Origin of the sequence: Staphylococcus simulans, assembly GCF_003043455.1 — a bacterium.
Taxonomy (GTDB): Bacteria; Bacillota; Bacilli; order Staphylococcales; family Staphylococcaceae; genus Staphylococcus; species Staphylococcus simulans_A.
Window position 1 is genome coordinate 15,070 of record NZ_PZGG01000022.1, and the last position, 20,513, is coordinate 35,582.

Genomic DNA, 20,513 nt, shown 5'->3' on the forward strand with positions numbered 1-20,513 from the left:
CCAAGCATGTTTTAGCGTGTTTGGAGTTTTTTTAAAATAAGCAGAGGTGAAAAACATGCGACAAGTCATCAAGAAGCTGTATTTAACCATTATCAATGTATTTAATACATTGTGGTTCAACAAGAAAATCGATACGCATCATATTGTGTTGTTTATGAGCTTTAAAGAAGATATATGGCCTTTAGTTCAAAGATTTCATGATGAAGGCTACCGTTTAACTATCATCGGTAAAGAAAAAGATAAACAACAAGCTACTCAATTGTCTGGCGTTGATTATGTCATCAATAGTAATAAAAACGTCATTGCGCAATTAAAAGCATTAGCCACTGCTAAAGTTATTTTTGTAGATAATTACTACTTGTTAATGGGTGGTTATCGCAAGAAAAAAGGGCAGACGGTTATTCAAACATGGCATGCGGCAGGCGCTTTAAAATACTTTGGATTGAAAGATCATGCGGTCGATTTGTCTAACAAGAAAATGGTGGATCAGTATTTAAAAGTATATCGCGCGACAGATTACTATCTCATTGGCGGGGAGCCAATGGAAATTTGTTTCAGAAATGCGTTCAATGCAACACCTGAACAAATGTTACGCTTTGGTTTGCCTAGAATGCAACAGTACTTTACAGTTAACTTAGAACAACAACAAGAAAAATTAAAACAACACTATGGTATTAAAGATAAACTTGCAGTATATGTACCGACATACAGAGAACATCAAGCAGCGAATAGAACGATTGATGCACAACATTTTGAACAAGAGCTGCCAGGTTATACGATTATCAATAAATTACATCCAGCTGCACGACAAGGGACTACATCTGATATTGAGACACAACACTTGTTCTTGATGGCGGATGTCATCATCACAGATTACAGCTCACTTGCGATTGAAGCGAGTTTATTAGATAAACCTGCATTATTTTACGTTTATGATCAAGCAGAGTATGAAGCAGAGCGTGGTTTGAATCATTACTACTGGCAGATTCCTGAAAACTATAAAGCGTATAATGAAGCAGAGTTGCTGCATAAATTAAAAGAAGGTTTAGAACATTATCCGCCGCTCTTTAATGAATGGCATGATTACAATACGGATGAAACTTTAAATCAGATATCAAATTATATAAAAGAATTGGTGAAACGATGAAAATTTCTATTATTATTCCAGTTTATAACTCAGAAGAAGTCATTAAGAAAGCAGTAAGTTCCATTGATACGAAATACGATCATGAAATTATTTGTATCAATGATGGCTCTACAGATGGCACACTAGAAGCACTTGAAACACTTCAAAAAGAAAATAAGCACGTCAAAATTATCAGTCAATCTAACAAAGGCGCAGCGGCTAGCCGTAATGTCGGCTTATCTCATATTACAGGCGATGTCTTCATGTTTTTAGATGCAGATGATGAATTTTTACCAAGTCGTATCGATGTGATGGCACGTCGTTATGAACAAAATGACGATGTTGAAATCGTGATTGGACAAACAGGACGTGATTATCATGGCGAATGGCGTACTTTCCCGACACATGAAGAAATTAAAAAAGATGAAGTTGTGAATTTAGCGCAATGTCCAGCGATGTTGCAATCTATCGGACCAAGAGATAAGATGTTCAGCGCACGTTTCAAAGATTTACGTTTTGATGAAGACATTGTCTTTTGTGAAGAGCATACATTTATGGCACATGCATTTAATCAAGCTCATGATATTCAATTATTGCCAGATATCATTGCGGGTTATAATGTGAGAGAGAATTCGATTACAGCGCGCAGTGTTGAACGTTTCTTTGATTACATGCATGATGCTTATATTGTACGCGGACGTGTGATGGATTACTTGAGACTTCGCAATGTGCAACAATATTACAGCTATCGCATGGATGAATTAATTGTCAGCTACATGCTTCAAGCTTATGTGACAGAAAAACCAAAAGTGACACAAGAATTATTAGATACAGTTATCCAGTATATTGAAGGTATGCAGAAGACCCATTATGACGGTGATGCGTTATTCAGAATCGTTAAAGTTATGGAAGGCGGTTGTAAAGGCTGGACATTACATTATTATCGTCAATGGCGTGAAGCGTTGAATAAAGTAGGTATCGGACGTCCGAATTATTTAGCATTCAAAGCACAACTAGTGCCTAAACAATCAGCTTTTAGAGGACGTGCAGCTTTAAAAAGTGCACTCAAAAAATAAGGGAACGTACAATTTTAATATGAATTAAAGTATGAAATGTGTTATTTTTTTGTAGTACCTTAAATTGCGAAGGAGGGTTTAAATTTGAAGAGAGTTATTACGTACGGTACATATGACTTGTTACATTATGGTCATATTGAATTACTGAGAAGAGCGAGAGAAATGGGAGACTACCTGATTGTAGCACTCTCTACAGATGAATTTAACCGCATTAAAAATAAAAAATCTTACTACAATTACGAACAACGAAAAATGATGTTAGAATCTATTCGTTATGTAGACTTAGTCATTCCTGAGGATGATTGGGGTCAAAAAGAACGTGATGTAGAACGCTATGATGTAGATACTTTTGTCATGGGTCATGATTGGGAAGGCGAATTCGACTTCTTAAAAGACAAATGTGAAGTGATTTACTTAAAACGTACAGAAGGTATTTCTACGACGCAAATCAAAAAAGAATTATATGGCAAAGATGCCAGATAACATGAAAACAGAGGTATAATCGCCAAGACTTTGGCAGTTATACCTCTGTTTTTGATTTATAAATAAAATTCAGCGTTATTTATTACGTTTGAATGCTGAAATAATCATATAAATGATAATGGCGAGTGCTGCGACAATAAATGCAACACCTAAACTCGTTAGAATCGGGTGTGTGCTCCAAGAAGATTCTGCAAATGTCGTTGCTTTTCGCATTAATGGACGTTGAACATCTACTGAAGGTGGTCCATAATCTTTTGAGATAAATTGTCTGTCATAATCCAGATGAAGCTTGCCATCTTCTACGACAAATTTATAGTCTTCTTTTTTTAAATCACTCGGCACGACATCATATAAATCTTTTTCAACGTAATAGGTTTTTTTGTTAATTTTGTGTTGTCCTTTAGACATAACTTTAACGTATTTATATTGCTCAAATGAGCGGTTGATTAAACTGTTGCCCATTTTATTTCGTTCTTTATCTCCGCCAAGGTGTTCGAAATCGCCTGCACCCATCATAGCTTGATCAATACGGAAGCCATCACGTTTAGTACTTAATGTATGATTATAATCAGCGATATCACTTGAGCCAGTTTTTAAACCATCTGTACCAGGTAAGCTTAATTCAGAGCCTTCAAGCGACCAGTTGAAAGTATAATATGTTACGCCGTGTTGCGTTGGTGCGAGTGCTTTGGTAAATTCAAGCACTTTCGGAGTATCTTGAACGACGCGTTGTGATAAAATCGCGAAATCTCTTGCGGTTGATGTGCTAGACATTTCATCTTTATAACGTTTTGGTGCAAAACTTTTTAATAGATTATTTTCGGCGCCTGTTGGATTAACAAAGTGTGTATGATTCATTCCGATTTCTTTGGCTTTTTCGTTCATCTTATCGGTGAAGTCAGATGTGGAATCAGAAACTTCATTCGCTAAGATCAACGCAGCCGCATTACTCGAGGCTGAAACTGTAATTTGAAGCAGTTCACCGATGGTATAAGTTTCACCGGGATACAGTTTCGTATTGCTTAACTCTGGAAGGGTAGACATCGCATAGTGTTTGTCTGTGATTTTCACTTTATCATCTAATGATAATTTGCCTTCTTTCACAGCTTCTAACGTCAGGTACATTGTCATCAATTTAGTCATAGAGGCGGGATACCACTTCTTATCCATATGATAACTATAGAGTATTTGTCCGGTTTGACTAATGTTTACAGCGCTTTCTGGTTCAAAACCTTCCCCAATGTCTTGACCACGTTCATTTGCGATTTGGACAGGTGATTTGGTTTCAGTGTCCGCATCGGAAAATGGTGTTATAATGGTACTTACGAAGAATATTAACAGTGTCAGTATTACTATCTTTTTCATTATGTATGTTTCAGTCCTTCAACAATAATAGTTTCACAGTAAAACTATTTTATCATAAAAGTAGTTTGATACAAGGGAACAATAAATATATGAAAATTATTTCTATTCTAGACGTCAGTCTGACGGTTGTCTGACCGAAGGGTGCCTGGACGTCTAAATAGGTGTGGAATGCTTGGACTGAGCATCATCAAGGAAGAAACATAAAACTATAATTGAGGTAAGCGTGAAAAATGAAACAGACTAACAAAACATCTAATCCACTCTTATTCTTATTGAAGAAACTGACATGGCCTGTCGGCTTGATTGCGATTGCAGTATCTATTTCTTCCTTAGGGAGCATCAGTGGTTTAATTGTCCCTTTATTCACTGGAAGAATGGTTGATAAATTTACTGGCGAATCCTTCAATATGCAGTTTATTTTAATCTTTATTGCGGTCTTTGCGTTGAATGCCGTCTTAAGCGGTATCGGTCTATACTTATTAAGCAAAATCGGTGAAAAGATTATTTATGCGATTCGTACTGTTGTGTGGGAACACATCATTCGTTTAAGAATGCGTTTCTTTGACGTGAACGAAAGCGGACAGTTGATGAGTCGTTTAACTGACGACACGAAAGTAATTAACGAATTTGTTTCTCAAAAACTACCGAATGTGCTGCCTTCTATAATTACGTTAATTGGTTCATTGGTTATGTTATTTATTATGGATTGGCAGATGACGTTATTAACATTTATTACAATCCCTTTATTTGTGATTATTATGATTCCTTTAGGACGTGTCATGCAGAAAATTTCTACACGTACACAGGCAGAAATTGCCAATTTTAGCGGTTTGCTTGGACGTGTATTAACAGAAATGCGTTTGGTGAAAGTTGCCAATACGGAACAAGTTGAGTTGGATAAAGCACATGTGAATTTAAAAGAAATCTACAAGCTTGGCTTGAAACAAGCAAAAATAGCGGCAGTCATTCAACCGATTTCCGGTTTGATTATGTTACTGACAATCGGGATTATTCTCGGTTTTGGAGGTATTCGTATTTCATCAGGAGCGATTACTGCAGGAACACTAGTCGCGATGATTTTCTATGTGATTCAAATGTCCATGCCTCTTGTGAACTTATCGACATTAATGACAGATTATAAGAAAGCAGTCGGTGCCAGCAGCCGTATTCATGAAATCATGCAAGAACCTTTAGAAGAAGTCTATATGCCTACAGGTCAAACTTTAGGTAATGGCGACATTGCTTTTGAAGAAGTTTCATTTGGTTATGATGCTAAAGAGGTCTTACATGATTTGAATTTTGATATTCCAAAAGGAAAAGTGACTGCGTTTGTAGGTCCGTCTGGATCAGGAAAAAGTACTATCTTCAATTTGATTGAGCGAATGTATGATGTCACGCATGGAGATATTCTTTATAATGATGTTTCTATCTATAAGTTGCCGCTATCAGATTGGCGTAATAAAATCGGTTATGTTATGCAGTCCAATGCGATGATGAGCGGTACGATTCGAGATAATATCTTATACGGAATTAATCGGAAAGTGACAGATGCTGAATTAATGCAGTATACACAACTGGCTAATTGTCATGATTTTATCATGGATTTTGATGAAGGTTACGATACATTAGTCGGTGAACGTGGTTTGAAACTTTCAGGTGGACAACGTCAGCGTATTGACATTGCGCGCAGCTTTGTGAAAAATCCTGACATTTTATTACTAGATGAAGCTACCGCGAATTTAGACAGTGAAAGTGAAAGAAAAATCCAAGAATCATTAGAAACATTAATGAAAGAACGTACAACTGTGGTCATTGCACATCGTCTTTCTACTATAATGAAAGCAGATCAAATCATCTTCTTAGATGGTGGCCGGGTTACTGGTATCGGTAAACACCACGAGTTAATGCAGTCGCATGCAAAGTATAAAGAATTTGTGATGACACAAAAACTGACAGATTAATGATAAAGGTTGAGACAAGAAAAAGTCTCAACCTTATTTTTATAACAAAAACTAGATATAGACGAATTATGACAATCATATTTATTGCAAGAATTTTTGTTTCATTTCTTAAAAATCTAATTCAAAGGTAACAACCAACATGATATACTAAAAAAGCACTTAAATTTTTCACAATTTGTAAATACGAAATATCTCAAGTAACAGGCGGGCATTGTATGGATTATAGGGAATTCAATCGGGAGGTTATAATTCTGTCAGTGCAGACTTGTACATAATAAAATAATAGAAATGGCGGGTGTAAAATGTATTTACTTATCAACATTGTTGGTTTGATTGTATTTTTAGGTATTGCAGTGCTCTTCTCTAGAAATAGAAAAGCGATTCAATGGAAATCAATTGGTATCTTAGTCATTGTAAACTTATTCTTAGCATGGTTCTTTGTCTTCTTCCCATGGGGAAATATGGCAGTTTCTAAAATGGCAGATGGTATTGCATGGTTGATTGAATCAGCAAACGCTGGTACAGGCTTTGCGTTCCACAGCTTTGTAGATACAAAACAAATGGATATGGCAATTGCAGCCTTATTCCCAATTTTACTTGTAGTACCTTTATTCGATATTTTAATGTATTTTAATATTTTACCGAAAGTTATCGGTTGGATTGGCTGGGCGTTAGCTAAAATTACACGTCAACCAAAATTCGAATCTTTCTTCGGTATTGAAATGATGTTCTTAGGAAACACAGAAGCGTTAGCTGTTTCAAGTGAGCAGTTAAAACGTATGAATGAAATGCGCGTATTAACAATTGCGATGATGTCTATGAGTTCAGTATCTGGTGCGATTGTCGGCGCGTATGTAACGATGATTCCGGGTGAGCTTGTATTAACAGCGATTCCATTAAACATTATCAATGCGATTATTGTTACTTCTATTTTAAACCCAGTATCAGTTGAAGAGCGTGAAGATGTGATTTATCACATCCAACAAGAAGGCGTAGAACGTCAACCGTTCTTCTCGTTCCTCGGAGACTCAGTTATCAACGCTGGTAAATTAGTATTGATTATTATCGCGTTTGTTATCAGTTTCGTAGCATTAGCAGATTTAATTGACCGTTTGCTTCACGTACTTTCAGGTACAGTCATTGGTTGGTTCAATGTAAACTTCAGCTTTGGTTTAGACCAAATCTTAGGTGTTATCATGGTACCTTTCTCATTATTACTTGGTTTACCTTGGAGCGAAGCGTGGCCGGTTGCGCAACAAATGGCTAAGAAGATTGTGACAAACGAATTCGTAGTGATGGGCCAAATCTCTGATGCGGTTAAATCATATGATCCGCATAGACGTGCAGTCATTTCTACTTTCTTAGTATCATTTGCGAACTTCTCAACAATCGGTATGATTATCGGTACATTAAAAGGTATTGTTGATAAGAAAACATCAGATTTCGTTTCGAAATATGTACCTATGATGTTATTGTCAGGTATTTTAGTTTCATTACTTACAGCAGCATTCGTAGGATTATTCGCTTGGTAAGGCGTATAGATAGAAGCATTATATTCAGTTATTGTGACTGAATATGATGCTTTTCTTTTTAAATAAAATGAAAACAGGTGAATGAATGTGGGGAGACACAAACATTACCTGCTTTCAACGGGAAATGAATTTGATGCACGTAATCAGTAAGGACTAGGTACTGATGGTGCATTCGAGCGAAAATTTTGCTTGTTTATTGTAAACAACACAAAGGAGATAACTTCCTTAATCTCTTGATTAAGGAAGTTGAAATTTATTATAGCAAAGCTTTAACACAAAGTAAACAAAATTTTCAGAATAATTAATTTAATATTATAAAGGCTGTTATTCAGGGGTTTCACATTGTTGGTTAAGGGCGCCTATGCTAGTATTTATTTTATCTACACAATTTAATAAGGGGGCGATTTGATTTGAAACGAAGAACATGGCGTGACCTTGCACTCGTAGTATTTGGTTCATTTATGTTCTCTGCAGGGGTCAACACATTTATTATTTCCGCACAACTAGGGGAAGGCGGCGTAACAGGGTTATCTATCGTGTTTTATTATGCCTTTCATATTTCGCCAGCTATCACTAACTTTGTGATGAATGCGATTTTAATTGCAATTGGTTATAAGTTCTTAAGTAAGCGGAGTACTTACTTAACGATTCTCGCAACAGTTTTAATTTCAGTCTTTCTAGGTCTGACTGAATCGTGGCATGTGGAAACAGGCAATATTATTGTGAATGCCGTTTTCGGAGGTGCTTCAGTCGGATTAGGTATCGGGGTCATTGTACTTGCAGGGGGAACGACAGCAGGTACGACAATTTTAGCGCGTTTAGCACATAAATACTTAGACGTCAGCACGTCTTACGCTTTACTATTTTTCGACTTAATCGTTGTGGCGATTTCCTTTACAGTTATTCCAGTGAATAAGTTATTAGTAACAGTCATTTCACTTTATATCGGAACAAAAGTAATGGAGTTCGTAATTGAAGGTTTGAATACGAAGAAAGCGATGACTGTGATTTCAAGCCGACCAGATGAAGTGGCGAAAGTCATTGATCAAAAAATCGGACGAGGGGTTACGATTATAGACGGGCGCGGTTATTTCTCAAAAGAAGATAAAGAAATCTTATATGTAGTCATCAGTAAAACACAAGTATCGAAAGCGAAACGCTTAATTCGAAAAATTGATGAGAATGCCTTTTTAGTCATTCACGATGTGCGTGATGTCTATGGTAATGGCTTCTTAGTAGATGAATAAAGGATAAGAAATCGAGGCGATTGCCTCGATTTCTTGCGTTTTAATACATAAGAATTGTTAGGAAATCACACTAAAAAATGTTATAATATAGCCTATGATAATGATTATCAATTACAAAGCTGTAGTTGATAAAGTATGAAAGCTTTCACGAAAATATTTACAGGTATTAATTATAAATAGATGCAATGAGATAAGAAATAGAAATAAATTCTACGGCAGACCTTGAAAAGAGACAGGTGTTTCGGCAACTGTATTTAAGGTTTGTGTCGTATCCAATGGAGGATGAAGTAAATTGGCAAATCGTTTAAATGGTCAACACGTAACAATCGGATATGGGGATCATGTAATTGTTGATAATCTAGATGTAGAAATCCCTGACGGCAAAGTTACGTCTATTATCGGACCTAACGGTTGCGGTAAATCAACATTACTAAAAGCATTATCTCGTCTTTTATCCGTCAAAGGCGGAGAAATCACATTAGATGGTAAAAATATTCATACACAATCTACGAAAGAAATTGCGAAGAAAATTGCGATTTTACCGCAATCACCAGATGTGGCAGATGGTTTAACAGCAGGCGAATTAGTTTCATACGGCAGATTTCCACACCAAAAAGGTTTTGGCCGTTTAAGCGCTGAAGATAAAGCTGAAATTGAATGGGCGCTTAAAGTAACAGGAACGTATGACTTTAAACACAGAGCTATTAATGATTTAAGTGGCGGTCAAAGACAACGTGTATGGATTGCGATGGCTTTAGCACAAAAGACAGATATTATTTTCTTAGATGAGCCGACAACGTATTTAGATATCAGTCACCAATTAGAAATCCTTGAATTAGTTCAAGAGTTGAACCGTGAACAAGGTTGTACCATCGTAATGGTGCTGCATGATATCAACCAAGCAATTCGTTTCTCAGATCATTTGATTGCGATGAAAGCAGGGGAAATTGTATCAAGCGGTGAGACACAAGAAGTCTTAACGAAAGATATTTTAGAAAGATGTTTCAATATAGATGCAGAATTAAGTACAGATCCACGTACAGGCAAACCGATGTTAGTCACATATGATTTATTGTGTAAACATTATTCGAAAGTATGAGGCACGGTAAATGAGTGATAAAGAGAGAAAAGAGAAATATCCCAGATTTATAATGTTATTACTTTTATCATGTGTGTTGCTAGGGATGATGTTGGTGCTTTCTATTTTATATGGAGATGCACCCATCCGTCTTGGAACGATTTATGAAGCGGTTTTCCACTATAATCCTATGAATGAGCAGCACAATATAATTAGTGAAATAAGAATACCTAGAGACCTAGGTGCAATACTTGTAGGTATGGCGCTTGCGGTGGCTGGGGCAGTTGTTCAAGGTGTGACTAAAAATGGTTTGGCAGACCCAAGCTTAATCGGCTTGAATGCTGGTGCCAGTTTTATGCTTGCCTTAACATATGCCTTTGTACCGCAAGCTTCTTTTGGTTTATTGATGCTTGCAGGTTTTATCGGATCCATCTTAGGAGGTACAATCGTGCTTATGATGGGCCGTTCTAGAACTGATGGTTTCAATCCCATCCGTATCATTTTAGCAGGTGCCGCAGTCAGTGCCTTCTTAACTGCTTTAAGTCAAGGCATCGCTTTAACCTTCAAATTGAATCAAGACATCAACTTTTGGAGCATGGGCGGTGTCTCTGGCACAACTTGGGTTCAATTGAAATGGAGCGCCCCTGTTATTTTGGTAACGATTGTTTTATTAATCTTGTTAAGCCGTCAATTGACGATTTTAAACTTAGGTGAAAGTTTAGCTAAAGGCCTAGGCCAAAATGTCAGTGTCATCCGTACAGTCAGCTTAATATTAACGATGTTATTAGCGGGTGTTGCTGTGGCGATGGTCGGACAAATTGCCTTTGTCGGTTTAATCGTGCCGCATATTGTGCGCTTTTTAATCGGAACGGATTATGCAAAGGTCATTCCGTTAACAGCTATATTAGGCGCATTCTTAGTCCTTTTAGCAGATACAGTTGCTCGTATGCTCGGTGATGCGCCAGTGGGTGCGATTGTTTCCTTTATTGGCGTGCCTTACTTTATCTATTTAATTAGAAAAGGAGGTCGCTCAATATGATAGAAGATAAATTACGACGTCGTCAGTGGTTGGCTTTATTAATCACGAGTATCCTTTTATTTGCGGCATGTGTCTGGAGTATCACTTCAGGCGAATATCAGATGTCTGTGGGAACGTTCTTTAAAACTTTATTTGGTTTCGGCGACTATACAGACAGTTTAATTCTGTTAGATTTCAGATTGCCGAGAATGTTAGTAACCATACTGGCAGGTGCTGCATTAAGTTTAAGCGGTGCGATGATGCAAAGTGTGACGAATAATCCACTGGCTGAACCGGGTATTTTAGGAATTAATGCAGGCAGCGGCTTCTTTATCGCGTTATTTATTGTCATTGGCCAAGTGAGTGCAGATAGCTTTATCTATGTATTGCCGATACTAAGTATGACTGGCGGTATTTTAACAGCGTTAATTATTTTCTACTTCAGCTATTCTAAAGAGCGTGGCATGACCCCAGCTAGTATGGTCTTAGTCGGTGTCGGTTTATCTGCCGCACTCTCTGGCGGTTCACTGACGTTGATGTCAAAATTTGATAAAGATCAAGCAGAGTTTATGGCCACATGGCTTGCGGGTAATATATGGGGGGATGAATGGCCGTTTGTCATCGCATTATTACCTTGGCTGATTGTCATCATACCGTTCCTATTTATGAAGGCAAATACATTAAATATCCTTAATACAAATGAATTGTTAGCACAAGGGTTAGGTGTAAATGTAAGACGAGACCGTATGATTATTTTATTGGCTGCCGTTGCATTATCATCAGCAGCTGTAGCAGTGAGCGGAGCCATCAGTTTTATTGGTTTAATGGGACCGCATATTGCGAAAACAATTGTGGGACCAAGACATCAACTCTTTATGCCTTTAGCAATTGTTATTGGTTCGTTTTTACTGGTGTTCTCGGATACAGTCGGACAAGTGATTTTACAGCCTTCAGGTATTCCAGCCGGAATTGTTGTCGCATTAATCGGCGCACCGTATTTCTTATATTTGATGTATCGCACACGTTCATTGTAATGTAACGCAATAAAATATTGTTATGCGTTATAGTTATTAATGTGAAATCCTGAAAAATATGGTAAACTAATACTAATTGTAGATAAAATCTGTTCAACAATAGGAGGACATTGGCATGAAAGATTTGATAAAGCGACATGTCTTAAACGGTGAATTTGAATCTGTGAAACGATTAATGTCCGAATCAGATTTTATGGAATTTGAAGAACATTACATTTCAAGTGCGCATGAAGCAGAAAGTGTTATGTTTTATACGTGTATCTTAGATATGATCAAAGATGGAGAAACAGCTGAAATGCATGATTTAGCATTCTTACTTCTTGTTTATCCATTAAGTGACTTAGAAGGTGCATTGGATTCTGCTTACTACCATGCAGAAGCTTCCATAAAACTCACTGAGGGCAAAGAAGTGAAGAGTTTACTACAAATGTTGTTGCTCCATGCAATTCCTGAACCTGTTATTTCTGATAAAAAAGCTTTCGATATTTCTAAACAGATCTTGAAATTAGATCCTAATAATAACGTAGCCCGTAATATCCTTAAACAGACAGCGAAACGAATGGATAACGTGGTGGTCAGCATTGATGAACTGAACCAAAATCGTGATGCAAAATAATGAATTTAAATGAATTGAAGGGTATCTCAATTTGAGGTATCCTTTTTATTTTGCATATAACATAGAGCTATCCATAAGTTTTTCTAATGGATGTGTTTATTAAGTTTAATGAGTAATTCTATCAAATTGAGGGTAATTTATTGTTGTGTTTGGGTAATTACACTTAACGGCTATTGCGCAATTGAGTGTTTTATTGTTACTATATACTTTTCATGGAATAAGTAATGGCCTTTTTCAGAAAAAGACAGAAACATAAGCTATGGATAGTAAGTATTAACGTTGGCAAGCATTGTTTTTAATTACACGAGGAGGTATTCAACGTTATTATGACGTTTAATAAAGAAACAGTAAAAATTGGCTTTGCCTATGTCGGTGTAGTCGTCGGCGCAGGTTTTTCAACAGGCCAAGAAGTTATGCAATTCTTCACTGAATATGGTCTATGGGCTTATATCGGTGTTTTAATTTCAGGTATTATCTTAGGATTCATCGGAAGACAGGTCGCAAAAATAGGGACAGCTTTCGATGCTGAAAACCACGAATCAACTTTGGCATATTTATTTGGAAAATACGTTGGACGGATCGTCGACTATATACTGGTCTTCTTCTTATTCGGAATTTCTGTCACAATGATTGCAGGGGCAGGTTCTGCATTCCATGAAAGTTATGGCATCCCTACATGGTTAGGTTCACTGATTATGGTAATTGCCATTTATATTACATTACTTATGGACTTCAATAAGATTGTCCGCGCACTTGGTGTAGTAACACCTTTCTTAATCATCTTAGTGATTGTGATCGCAGGTGTTTACTTATTTAAAGGTCAAGTGCCATTTAATCAAATTAACGCAGAAATGCCTAAGACAAGTCCGCTTTGGGGCATTATCATGGGAACAGTTTACGGCGGATTAGCGTTTGCGGTTGGTTTTAGTACCATCGTCGCAATCGGCGGTGACGCAAGCCGTAGAAGAGTATCAGGTGCCGGTGCAATGTTCGGCGGTATCATTTATACGATTCTATTAGCATTGATCACATTTGCGTTGCAAACTGAATTCCCAGCAATCAAAGAAGCGGCTATTCCAACATTGACATTAGCGAATGGTATTCATCCAATCGTAACAATTGTATTGTCAATTGTGATGTTAGCCGTAATGTACAACACAATTTTGGGTCTGCTTTATTCATTCGCGGCAAGATTCACAACACCTTATAGCAAAAAATATCACATTTTAATCGTGATTATGATGCTTGTCGCTTACGGATTAAGTTTCGTAGGTTTCTCAAGTCTGATTAACTTCTTATACCCAACAATGGGTGTTATCGGACTTGCGATTGTTATTGGCGTGTTAGTGAAATATTTCAAACGTAAAAAAGAGAATGAGCAACATATCGCATAAATTGCCCAATGTGTGACATTTACTAGATATAGCAGAAAACTTATGAATAATGAAGGTCAACTTACTGCTTGTAAGCGGTAAGGATGAAAACAAAAGATATAGCGCAGCAGATTTTGCTGCGCTATTTTTCTTGATTTCACCCTTTGAGATGACTTTAAATATAAAGTACAATAAATACAAATTGGAAATTATCTTGCCGATAGAATAAAGAGAGGACTTGGTAATCAAATGAACAGTCGAAGAAAAAGAAGACTGGCAATCGGTGCGATTATCTTCGTGTTATTAGGCATCGCTGTCGGTGTTGGTATAAAACTTTATATGGACTACCAACATAAACAAAACATGAAACCTAAAGTCGCGATTAACAATAACAATGTAAAAGTCTTTAATAATATTACATATAGTAAAGCATTTCCGAAGAGTCAGTTAGATATCATTACACCAGCAGAGTTAGATAAAGATGTGAAATTACCAGTAATTTTTTGGATGCATGGCGGTGGTATTATTGCGGGTGATAAGCAATACAAAAACACATTGTTATCAAAAATCGCTGAACAAGGTTATATTGTAGTGAATATTAACTACGCATTGGCGCCGCAGTATAAATATCCGACGCCTTTAATACAAATGGACCAAGCAGTAAAATTTATTAAAAAGAACCCACATGAATTACCGATTGATTTCACGCAAGTTGTATTCGGCGGTGACTCGGCAGGTGCACAGTTATCCAGCCAATTTACCGCAATACAAACGGATGAACAATTAAGAAAAGATATGCACTTTAAACAACGTTTTAAACCAAAAGATATTCGTGCTGCAATCTTTTTCGGTGGTTTCTATAATATGAATACAGTTAGAGAAACAGAGTTTCCGCGTATTCAACTCTTTATGAGAAGCTATACAGGTACAGAAGATTGGGAAACTGAGTTCAGAGATTTATCTGAAATGTCGACAGTTGAACATGTCACTAAAAATTATCCGCCGACTTTCTTATCTGTTGGAGATGCAGATCCATTCTTCAGTCAAAATAGAGAATTTGCGCGAGTTTTAGAAGAGGATGGAACTTCAGTAGATACATTCTTCTTTGATGGGTCACATCATTTAAGACATCAGTATCAATTCCATTTGAATTTACCAGAATCAAAAGAAAATCTTGTTTCTGTACAAAAGTTCTTAAGTAGAAATACCAGCTCAACAACGATTAAAAATCCAGATGAACAGTTTGAACCGATACAGTTAAATCCTTATAAGAATTAGCGTGTTAGCAACATAAAATATTTTAAAAGAAGTATCGCAAAGTTATTGGCTTTGTTGATACTTCTTTTTGTTATAAGATAATATGTGAGTTATATGTAAAATAGAAACTGACAGCAATAAAAAAACCTGATATGTCTGTTGCATATCAGGATAAATATTAGTGTAATAGTTTAGCCATAACGTATTCACTATAGTATTTATTATCTATTTTGAGTTTATCGCGCATTTCGCCTTCAATTTGATAGCCTGCTGATTTGAATAAATCCACCGCATGTTCATTTTGAGGGACGACTAATGCCTCTAAACGACGAATGTCATGATTGTATGCCCATGCATCTACTGCATTTAATAATGATTGTCCAACACCTTTACTACGGTATTGTGCGCGAATTCCAAGGCGCACGCGTGTTTCGTGGCGTGTGCGTTCATATTCGCGAGATGTGACAATCGCAAAGCCAATCAACTTACCGTCGATTTCTGCAAGATAAATAGTATTCGATGGAGAAGTGATAAAATGTTCAAGCTGTTGTAATGCGCTTGAAAGAGATGGCACATATTCACCAGGACTATACAGCATATAGCTAGATTCATCATAGATATCTTTTAATAAAGCAATATATGCATCTGCATCATTGATACTTATTTCTCTAATCGTATGTTCCATAGACACCCTCCATATTATAAGGTAGTATTACACTGAGTATAGCGTAAATGACGATTGTCTGCATCGTTTTTAGTTTCATTTTACTTTAAAATGATAGAACGCAATGATTGTTAGAGAATCGCACAAAGATAAGTGTAAAATAAAAGTTGCGAAATGTAAATGAAATGATTTTGAAATAATTTCGAAATAAAAATAATAGGTGATAACATGAAAATTTTGTTAGTAGAAGATGATAAATCCTTATTTGAACAATTGAAAAAAGAACTAGAACATTGGGATTTGCAGGTGTCTGGTATTGATGATTTTAATCAAGTTATGGAAGCATTTGAACAGCAGCAACCTGAAATTATTATCATGGATGTAGAGTTGCCGAAATATGATGGGTTTTATTGGTGTCGTGAAATACGTAATCAATCGAATGTACCTATTTTATTTTTATCAGCGAGAGATAACCCTATGGATCAAGTTATGAGTATGGAACTTGGCGCAGACGATTTTATGCAAAAGCCATTCTATACTAATGTTTTAATCGCAAAGCTTAAAGCGATTTATCGTCGTGTGTATCAATTCAATTTAGAAGAACAACGTATGCTGTCTTGGGGCGATGTCCAAGTGGATCTTGGTAAAGGTGTATTAGAGAGAGGTAATGAAACCGCACATCTTTCTAAAACAGAAATGCTTATTCTTGAGATTTTATTAAAACATCGTAATCAAATTGTCAGTCGTGATGAGATTATCACAGCGCTATGGGATGACGAAGCGTTTGTGAGTGACAATACTTTAACAGTCAATATCAATCGTCTACGTAAAAAACTGGCAGACTTTGGTTTAACCAATGCGATTGAAACGCGGGTCGGTAAAGGATACTTAGCACATGACAATATTTAAACGAATTCTAAACTATTTAATCTCTCGTTTAAATTGGTTGGCGTTGATTGTTGGGTTACAAATATTTTTGATCATTTTAGCTTTATTAGATCAAGACTTATCTATTGAATCGATACTGTATGTTATTTTATGTAATGCGATTTTCACCCTGGTCTTTCTCATTTTTTCTTATAACTATGAAATGTCATTTAATAAAAAGTTATCTGAGATGAAAGAAGTAGAAGAATTGAAACATAAAGAAGCGGCTAATACACCTATGGAAGAAGAAGTCTTACAATATTTATATTTGATGATTCATCGACAAAAACAAGTTGTATCGAGACAAGCTATACAATTAGAAGAACATGAACAAAGTTTGACGGAATTTGTGCATGAAATTAAAACACCTTTAACTGCATTAAAATTAATGATTGATCAAGAGGAAGACACGACACGTCGACAAGCTTTATTATTTGAATGGTCACGTATGAATGAAATGTTAGACCAACAACTGTATTTAGCACGTTTAAATCAAAAGCATCAAGATTTGTATTTTGAACAGGTTTCATTAAAACGTATGGTCATTGAAGAAATTCAATTGACGCGCAACATTTGTAGACAGCGGGGTATTGGGTTCGATATAGACTTTAAAGAAGAAGATACTGTTTTTACAGATATGAAATGGTGCAAGATGATGATTCGTCAAATACTGTCTAATGCGGTTAAATATAGTGAAGCGGGTACGGAGATACAAATTATTTCAAAAGAAGTCGATGGTCATCTCGTACTTGAGATTAAAGATACAGGTCGTGGTATTGCGTCTCAAGACTTACCACGTATTTTTGAACGTGGTTTCACTTCAACGCAATATCGTCATGAGACAACTTCTTCAGGTTTAGGTTTATATTTAGTAGATCAAATTAAACATTCGTTACACATACAAGTGACTGTTAAATCGACTTCAAACCAAGGCACAACCGTAACCTTTGTCTTCCCAAAACAGAACGAAATGCTAGAACGTATGTCTGAAGTGACAAAATCGTCACTTTAAACATGCGTTTTGTAATATCAAATCAACGACCATAAAATCACTTATGCGTACACTATAAATACAAGAGTTAAGAGAAAAAGGAGCGCAAAAAATGGAAATTCTAACAGTATCCAATTTAACAAAAGTATTTGGAAACAAGCATGTGGCGCATGAAGTGCTAAAAGGCATATCGTTTAAAGTTGAAAAAGGTGAATTCATTTCAATTATGGGACCTTCAGGTTCTGGTAAAACGACATTATTGAATATGTTAAGTTCCATTGACTATATTACACAAGGTTCAGTCGAACTTAACGGACATCAATTACAAAATTTAAGTAACAAAGCACTTTCAGAAGTGCGTAAAAAAGAAATCGGCTTTATTTTCCAAGATTATAATTTATTAGACACGTTGACAGTTAAGGAAAATATTATGTTGCCGCTATCTATTCAAAAGTTATCCAAAACAGAAGTGGATGCACGCTTTGATGAAGTGACAGAAACATTAGGTATTAGAGATTTAGCAAACAAATATCCATCAGAAGTTTCAGGTGGTCAGAAACAAAGAGTTTCTGCAGCACGTGCCTTTATCACACGCCCAGCAATTATCTTCGCAGATGAACCGACAGGGGCGCTAGATTCTAAAAGTGCACAAGATTTATTAAGACGTTTGAAAAATATGAATGAACGTTTTGACACGACTATTTTAATGGTGACACATGACCCTGCAGCAGCTAGTTATTCAAACCGTGTCATTATGTTGAAAGACGGTCAGATTTATTCTGAGTTATATCAAGGTGAACGTTCAAAACAAGCATTCTATAAAGAAATTATTCAAGCACAAAGTGTCTTGGGCGGTGTGTCTTATGACGTTTAGACATATTGTATTTAAGAACTTAAGACAAAACATCAGACATTATGGTTTGTATCTTTTTTCACTCATCATGAGTATCGCCTTGTACTTTAGCTTTGTGACATTAAAATATACAGAAACAATCAACAATAGTGAATCTTCGAAATTGATTCAAAAGGGTGCGAGTTTAGGTAGTGTGGTACTGTTCATTATCATTATTGTCTTTTTAATGTATGTGAATCAGCTCTTCATTAAACAGAGAGATAAGGAACTTGGACTCTATCAATTAATCGGATTAACAAAAGCCAATGTGATTCGTATGTCGATGTTAGAACAATTTGCGATATTTATTGTGACAGGTCTCATCGGTATGGTTGTTGGATTACTAGGATCGAGATTTTTATTGTTGATTGTGACGAAATTGATGCAAATGAATGAAACGGTACATCTGCAATTTAGCTTAAAAGCAGTAGGCGCAACGGCATTGATGTTAGTAATTGCGTACATCTTAGTTATTGTGCAAAACGCAATCTTTATCAAACGACGTTCAATTTTAAAATTAATGCAGTCTCGTCGTACGAGTGATGTGAAGTCAAATAAAATTACAGTACTTGAAACAATCAGTGGTATTGTAGGGCTTGCGATGATTATTTCAGGATATGTTATGGCGGTTGATACAAAACTATTAGCTAATATGGCTATTCCGTTTTTAGTTTTATTCCTGACAATTGTCGGTGCTTATTTATTCTTTAGAAGTACAGTATCTTTATTGTTCAAGGCATTAAAGAAAAGAAAAAAAGGTCAGGTTTCAATTAATGATGTCATTTTCACGTCATCTATTATGCATCGTATGAAAAAGAATGCCTTATCTTTAACTATTATTGCGGTCATTTCTGCGATTACTGTAACAGTCCTCTGCTTTAGTGCCATACAAATGAAGTTGGAAAAAGTACATCTCAATATGTTTTCACCATATGATGTGACAATGCAGTCGAAACACGATGCAGACGAATATGAAAAAGCATTAAAAAAACATCATATCGATTATGACTTAAATTATAAAGAATTGTTGATGGTACAGAATCAGAAGAATAATTTATTTGATAAAAGCATCGGAGATGTGATGAACATACGTGTCACAAGTGAAAAATATGTCGACAATGCAGGACTCTCTGATCATACGGCAAAACTTTCACACCCTTTTGGAACAGGTATGCTCTTAAAGCCGATTACGAATGATTCTTATGTGGAATTTACAGATAAAAATCAAAAACCATTTGCACGTGTTAAAGTGCAAAAAAACACACTTGATACACGCTTTGGCATGGCGACTATAGGCGGTGGTCCATTATTAATCGTCAATGATGAAGACTATCGTTTATTGAAAGAGAAAGGGCAAGTAGATAAAGATGACCTTTCTTCACAATATGGCTTTACTATTACAGATAAGTCTCAAATGAAAGAAGCTTCAAAAGCATTGGATGAAGTTGACCCAGGTTATGAGACAAAAGAAGAAATAGCTAAAGATAATAGAGAAAATAATGGTATGTTCTTATTCATATCATCATTCTTAGGTATTGCTTTCTTAATTGCGGCAGGTTGTATTATCTACATTAAACAAATGGATGAAACAACAGATGAAATCGGTAACTTTAAAATATTGAGAAAGCTAGGTTATACACAAAATGACATGCGTCACGGTTTAAAACTTAAAATCATGTTCAATTTTGGTTTGCCTTTAATTGTGGGGTTAGCACATGCATACTTTGCATCTTGGGCCTTCTTGAACTTAATGGGATCTGATGATCATTCTCCAGTCTTTATTGTAATGGGAGTTTATACATTGATTTATGCTTCCTTTGCGGTTATTGCTTATGTACACACAAAACGTACTATAAAACAGTCAATATAGTAT

General features: G+C 36.1%; 18 protein-coding genes. 16 read left to right on the forward strand and 2 right to left on the reverse strand.

What is annotated here, in order from left to right; all coding sequences use genetic code 11:
• The first annotated feature begins 55 nt into the window (after nucleotides 1-55).
• The 3 genes from tarB (at nucleotide 56) to tagD (ending at nucleotide 2,685) form a co-directional block, all read left to right on the forward strand.
• On the forward strand, nucleotides 56-1,147 hold the full coding sequence (gene tarB, locus BU038_RS05450) for a teichoic acid glycerol-phosphate primase TarB (RefSeq protein ID WP_107605187.1): 1,092 nt from the start codon (nucleotides 56-58) through the stop codon (nucleotides 1,145-1,147).
• Entirely contained in the window at nucleotides 1,144-2,202 is a 1,059-nt protein-coding gene (locus BU038_RS05455; RefSeq protein WP_107605188.1) for a glycosyltransferase family 2 protein, read from the forward strand. The genes tarB and BU038_RS05455 overlap by 4 nt, the downstream gene beginning before the upstream one ends.
• A gap of 84 nt (nucleotides 2,203-2,286) precedes the next feature.
• Entirely contained in the window at nucleotides 2,287-2,685 is a 399-nt protein-coding gene (gene tagD / locus BU038_RS05460; protein WP_002481425.1) for a glycerol-3-phosphate cytidylyltransferase, read from the forward strand.
• A gap of 75 nt (nucleotides 2,686-2,760) precedes the next feature.
• Here tagD and pbp4 read toward each other — a convergent pair whose 3' ends face one another.
• Entirely contained in the window at nucleotides 2,761-4,050 is a 1,290-nt protein-coding gene (gene pbp4 / locus BU038_RS05465) for a penicillin-binding protein PBP4 (protein WP_107605189.1), read from the reverse strand.
• 230 nt (nucleotides 4,051-4,280) lie between these two features.
• Between pbp4 and BU038_RS05470 the strand changes: the two genes are divergently transcribed.
• The 9 genes from BU038_RS05470 (at nucleotide 4,281) to BU038_RS05510 (ending at nucleotide 15,187) form a co-directional block, all read left to right on the forward strand.
• Complete coding sequence (locus tag BU038_RS05470; protein WP_107605190.1) at nucleotides 4,281-6,011, forward strand: ABC transporter ATP-binding protein; 1,731 nt, start codon at nucleotides 4,281-4,283, stop codon at nucleotides 6,009-6,011.
• Nucleotides 6,012-6,313: 302 nt separating this feature from the next.
• A complete protein-coding gene (locus tag BU038_RS05475; protein ID WP_107605191.1) occupies nucleotides 6,314-7,543 on the forward strand; it encodes a NupC/NupG family nucleoside CNT transporter in 1,230 nt (409 codons plus the stop codon).
• Nucleotides 7,544-7,953: 410 nt separating this feature from the next.
• A complete protein-coding gene (locus BU038_RS05480) occupies nucleotides 7,954-8,790 on the forward strand; it encodes a YitT family protein (RefSeq protein WP_107605192.1) in 837 nt (278 codons plus the stop codon).
• A 292-nt stretch (nucleotides 8,791-9,082) separates the two neighbouring features.
• Nucleotides 9,083-9,889 (forward strand): ABC transporter ATP-binding protein, encoded by an 807-nt coding sequence (locus BU038_RS05485; protein WP_107605193.1) that lies wholly within the window; start codon nucleotides 9,083-9,085, stop codon nucleotides 9,887-9,889.
• 52 nt (nucleotides 9,890-9,941) lie between these two features.
• Nucleotides 9,942-10,907 carry a FecCD family ABC transporter permease gene (locus BU038_RS05490; protein WP_428843593.1) on the forward strand — a complete coding sequence of 322 codons (966 nt, stop codon included), beginning with the start codon at nucleotides 9,942-9,944 and terminating at the stop codon, nucleotides 10,905-10,907.
• On the forward strand, nucleotides 10,904-11,920 hold the full coding sequence (locus BU038_RS05495; RefSeq protein WP_107605194.1) for a FecCD family ABC transporter permease: 1,017 nt from the start codon (nucleotides 10,904-10,906) through the stop codon (nucleotides 11,918-11,920). Before BU038_RS05490 ends, BU038_RS05495 begins: the two co-directional genes overlap by 4 nt.
• Nucleotides 11,921-12,035: 115 nt before the next feature.
• A complete protein-coding gene (locus tag BU038_RS05500; protein WP_002481433.1) occupies nucleotides 12,036-12,536 on the forward strand; it encodes a hypothetical protein in 501 nt (166 codons plus the stop codon).
• 326 nt (nucleotides 12,537-12,862) lie between these two features.
• On the forward strand, nucleotides 12,863-13,930 hold the full coding sequence (locus BU038_RS05505; RefSeq protein WP_023015440.1) for a YkvI family membrane protein: 1,068 nt from the start codon (nucleotides 12,863-12,865) through the stop codon (nucleotides 13,928-13,930).
• 228 nt (nucleotides 13,931-14,158) lie between these two features.
• On the forward strand, nucleotides 14,159-15,187 hold the full coding sequence (locus BU038_RS05510; protein WP_107605195.1) for an alpha/beta hydrolase: 1,029 nt from the start codon (nucleotides 14,159-14,161) through the stop codon (nucleotides 15,185-15,187).
• 157 nt (nucleotides 15,188-15,344) lie between these two features.
• On the opposite strand, the gene BU038_RS05515 is transcribed toward BU038_RS05510, so the two are convergent.
• Nucleotides 15,345-15,851 carry a GNAT family N-acetyltransferase gene (locus tag BU038_RS05515; protein WP_002481436.1) on the reverse strand — a complete coding sequence of 169 codons (507 nt, stop codon included), beginning with the start codon at nucleotides 15,849-15,851 and terminating at the stop codon, nucleotides 15,345-15,347.
• Between the two features lie 207 nt (nucleotides 15,852-16,058).
• On the opposite strand from BU038_RS05515, the gene BU038_RS05520 reads away from it, so the two are divergent.
• The 4 genes from BU038_RS05520 (at nucleotide 16,059) to BU038_RS05535 (ending at nucleotide 20,510) form a co-directional block, all read left to right on the forward strand.
• Nucleotides 16,059-16,739, forward strand: a complete 681-nt coding sequence (locus BU038_RS05520) for a response regulator transcription factor (protein WP_107605196.1) — start codon at nucleotides 16,059-16,061, stop codon at nucleotides 16,737-16,739.
• The gene (locus BU038_RS05525) at nucleotides 16,726-17,769 is read left to right on the forward strand and encodes a sensor histidine kinase (protein ID WP_107605197.1); all 1,044 of its coding nucleotides are present in this window, start codon (nucleotides 16,726-16,728) and stop codon (nucleotides 17,767-17,769) included. Before BU038_RS05520 ends, BU038_RS05525 begins: the two co-directional genes overlap by 14 nt.
• Before the next feature lie 91 nt (nucleotides 17,770-17,860).
• Nucleotides 17,861-18,622 (forward strand): ABC transporter ATP-binding protein, encoded by a 762-nt coding sequence (locus BU038_RS05530; protein WP_107605198.1) that lies wholly within the window; start codon nucleotides 17,861-17,863, stop codon nucleotides 18,620-18,622.
• Nucleotides 18,612-20,510 (forward strand): FtsX-like permease family protein, encoded by a 1,899-nt coding sequence (locus BU038_RS05535; RefSeq protein ID WP_107605199.1) that lies wholly within the window; start codon nucleotides 18,612-18,614, stop codon nucleotides 20,508-20,510. The genes BU038_RS05530 and BU038_RS05535 overlap by 11 nt, the downstream gene beginning before the upstream one ends.
• The last annotated feature ends 3 nt before the right edge of the window (nucleotides 20,511-20,513 follow it).